Origin of the sequence: Streptomyces sp. NPDC059371 (assembly GCF_042751995.1) — a bacterium.
Classification (GTDB): Bacteria; Actinomycetota; Actinomycetes; order Streptomycetales; family Streptomycetaceae; genus Streptomyces.
In genome coordinates, this window is sequence record NZ_JBHYXD010000049.1 from 12,266 (window position 1) to 15,910 (window position 3,645).

Annotated in this window: 2 protein-coding genes; both read right to left on the reverse strand. The window is 71.4% G+C overall.

The annotated features are described in order from the left end of the window. Positions 1-118: 118 nt before the first annotated feature. A complete protein-coding gene (locus ACFXGX_RS25200; RefSeq protein WP_384795165.1) occupies positions 119-1,408 on the reverse strand; it encodes a class I SAM-dependent methyltransferase in 1,290 nt (429 codons plus the stop codon). A gap of 232 nt (positions 1,409-1,640) precedes the next feature. Next, positions 1,641-3,029 carry an NAD(P)/FAD-dependent oxidoreductase gene (locus ACFXGX_RS25205; protein WP_384795167.1) on the reverse strand — a complete coding sequence of 463 codons (1,389 nt, stop codon included), beginning with the start codon at positions 3,027-3,029 and terminating at the stop codon, positions 1,641-1,643. Between the last annotated feature and the right edge of the window lie 616 nt (positions 3,030-3,645).

Below are 3,645 nucleotides of genomic sequence, written 5' to 3' on the forward strand. Positions count from 1 at the left end.
GGCGCCCGGGCCGCGGTGGGGGGGGGGGGGGGGGCCCCCCGGGCGGGGGGCCCCCCCCCCCCCCTCCCCCTGCGCCGTGCCGCCGCGCGGCGCGCCTTCCGTGCCGCCGCCCCGCCCGTCAGTTCCAGGTTCTCGCCCGCAGCGGCATCCCGGCCGAGCCGGAGGCGCCCGGGGTCTTCACCGCCAGCACCTGGTTGACGCCGATCTGGTTGCGCTCGAAGGCGACCGCGCTCGCCGCCATGTACAGCCGCCAGACACGGGCCCGGCCGACGCCGGTGAACCGGACGGCACGGGACCATCCCGCCTCCAGGTTGGCGACCCAGCGGCGCAGGGTGAGCGCGTAGTGCTCGCGCAGGGCCTCGACGTCACGCACCTCGAACCCGGCCCGTTCGAGCAGCGCCACGGTCGTCCCGACGGGGGCGAGTTCGCCGTCGGGGAACACATAGGCGTCGATGAACGCGTCGACGGCGTACGACGATTCGTCGCGCTGCGGGCGCCGGCCGATCTGGTGGTTGAGCAGCCGCCCTCCGGGGGCGAGCAGGCGGCCGAGCGTCTCGGCGTACTCCAGGTAGCGCTCGGCGCCGACGTGTTCGGCCATCCCGATGGAGGAGATCGCGTCGTAGGGCCCGTCGGCGACGTCCCGGTAGTCCTGCACCCTGATCTCCACCCGGTCGGTCAGACCCTCCTCCGCGACCCGTTTACGGGCGTACGCGGCCTGTTCCTGCGACAGGGTCACCCCGACCACCCGCACGCCGTGGTCGCGGGCGGCGTGCACGGCCATCGAGCCCCAGCCGCAGCCGACGTCCAGGAGCCGCTGACCGGGCTTCAGAGCCAGCTTCCGGCAGACGAGTTCGAGCTTGTCGCGCTGCGCCTCCTCCAGGGTGCCGCCCTCCCGCCAGTAGGCGCACGAGTAGACCATGGACGGGCCGAGGACGAGCGCGTAGAAGTCGTTGCCGACGTCGTAGTGGTGGCTGATCGCGCTCCGGTCGGTGCGTCTGGTGTGCAGGTGGCGGCGTCGGCGCACCTCCTCGGGCGGCGGGGCGGGCGGCAGCGGCAGTCCCGCCATCCTCACCAGCCCGCGGACGGCGGCGCGCACCTCGGGATCACGCAGCGCCGCCCCGAGCCCGCGCGCGTCCTCGCCGCGCTCCCAGACGAGCCCGGAGATCAGGTCCAGGGCGGTGTACAGGTCCCCCTCGATGCCCAGGTCGCCGGAGACCCAGGCGCGGGCCAGTCCCAACTCGCCCGGCTTCCACAGCAGTCGGCGCAGGGCCCTCCGGTTGCGGACGACGAGCGCCGGTGCCGCGGGCGGACCCGCTTCCGAACCGTCCCAGGCGCGGACGCGCAACGGGAGCGGAGCTCCCAGCAACTGTTCGACAAGGCCTTTGAGCCGCGGCGCGGCGTCCTGCATGGCGTACACCTCCGAGACAGCACTCCCGAACGCTCCGACACCACGTAAACATCTACCCCGTCGGCGCGCAGTCCCCCTTCCACGACACAGATTCGTAAAATGTGTGTACGCACCACGCTTCGAGGGGGCGCGTCGGACGCGCCGGGGCCGCGCGGGGAGGAGGGAACGCCGAAGGGGCCGCCCGCACCACGGATGGCGGGCGGCCCCCTTCGGGGCGTTCGGTGACCGGAGGTCAGGAGGCCTTGGCCTTCTCCTCGGTCTTGACGGCGGGCGCCGGGGCGGCCGGAGCCGGCTTGGCGGCCTCGTAGAACTCCTCGCGCGGAGTCTCCATGGCACCCAGGGAGACGACCTCGCGCTTGAGGAACATCGCGAGCGTCCAGTCCGCGAAGACGCGGATCTTGCGGTTCCAGGTCGGCATGGCCAGACCGTGGTAGCCGCGGTGCATGTACCAGGCGAGACGGCCCTTGAGCTTGATCTTCATCTTGCCCATGACGATCATCGCGACGCCCTTGTGGAGGCCGAGACCGGCCACCGCACCCTTATTGGCGTGCGCGTACTCCTTCTGCGGGAAGCCCCGCATACCGGAGATCACGTTGTCGGCGAGGACCTTGGACTGCCGCAGCGCGTGCTGCGCGTTCGGCGGGCACCAGGCGTTCTCGACACCGGCCTTGCGGGCGGCGACGTCCGGCACCTGGGCGTTGTCGCCCGCGGCCCAGATGTAGTCCGTGCCCTGCACCTGGAGGGTCGTCTGGGTGTCCACGTGGCCACGCGGGCCGAGCGGCAGACCGAAGCGGGAGAGAACGGGGTTCGGCTTGACGCCGGCCGTCCAGACGATCGTGTTGGAGTCGACCTCGAGGCCGTTCTTCAGCACGACGTGGCCGTCGACGCAGGAGTCCATGGAGGTGGAGAGGTAGATCTCCACACCGCGGCTCTCCAGGTGCTCCTTGCCGTACTGGCCGAGCTTGGGGCCGACCTCGGGGAGGATCTTGTCCGCGGCGTCCACGAGGACGAAGCGCATGTCCTCGCGGGACACGCTGCTGTAGTACTTGGCCGCGTCGCGGGCCATGTCCTCGACCTCGCCGATGGTCTCGGCGCCGGCGAAGCCACCACCCACGAAGACGAAGGTCAGCGCCTTGCGGCGGACGTCCTCGTCCGTGGTGGAGTCGGCCTTGTCGAGCTGCTCGAGGACGTGGTTGCGCAGGCCGATGGCCTCCTCGATGCCCTTCATGCCGATGCCCTGCTCGGCGAGGCCGGGGATCGGGAAGGTGCGGGAGACCGCGCCCATCGCGATGACGAGGTAGTCGAAGGGCAGCTCGTACGCCTCACCCACGAGGGGGGCGATCGTGGCGACCTTGCGGTCCTGGTCGATGGTGGTGACCCGGCCCGTGAGGACCTCCGCCTTGGGAAGTACGCGTCGCAGCGGTACGACGACGTGCCGCGGCGAGATGCTGCCTGCGGCGGCTTCGGGGAGGAAGGGCTGGTAGGTCATGTACGACCGGGGGTCGACGACCGTGACGGTCGCCTCTCCGTAGCGCATCTGCTTGAGGATGCGCCGAGCTGCGTACAGGCCTACGTACCCACCGCCTACTACGAGGATCCTGGGACGCTCCGTGGTGCTCATGCCATCGAGTATCCACCTGCTTCCGGGGGGTCGCTCGTGCGCCCCTTCACAAGCTCGGACAGGGGATCTGCTACACTCCGCCGCCGCCGTGACCGAGGTCATGACGGCGGGGGTGGACCGCCGTACGGTTCGTACCGTTGTCAACACCGCGTGAGCTGCGGCCCAACCCGTTCGGCCGAGCGGACCACACCTGTGTTTCACCGCCCCGAAACGCGGCCGCAACGCTTCACCGAGCATGCTGCCGGACCCGCCCGGCCCCGCGGAAGGGCCCAAGTGGCCCCTTCATCGCCCAGCAGGGCCTTTTTCCTTGTGAAGAACTTCACGAAGTTTCTCGACGAAGGCTCGCGGGAGGGCGTCCAGGACCCCCTCCGGCACGCTCATACGCTATCCGACCCGCTCAGCGGAGGCTACCGACCAGTAGCAAAGGAGACCCGGGCCACGCCCGCGCGGCCCGGCCCACGCGGCGCTCCAGAGCCCTGTTCGGCCGCGGGAGGACGCCGACGGCCCCCGCCCCCCCCGGGACGGGGGCGGGCCGGGTCACCCCCCGTCCCGCCCCCCCCCCGCGCGGGGGGTCACCCACGCCGGGGTGGCGTATAGAACAAACTAGCGCGCACAG

Bases quoted from the DNA above. Each gene is read 5' to 3' on its own strand.
- ACFXGX_RS25200 (WP_384795165.1), bottom strand. From the start codon at position 1,408: ATGCAGGACGCCGCGCCGCGGCTCAAAGGCCTTGTCGAACAGTTGCTG.
- ACFXGX_RS25205 (WP_384795167.1), bottom strand. From the start codon at position 3,029: ATGAGCACCACGGAGCGTCCCAGGATCCTCGTAGTAGGCGGTGGGTAC.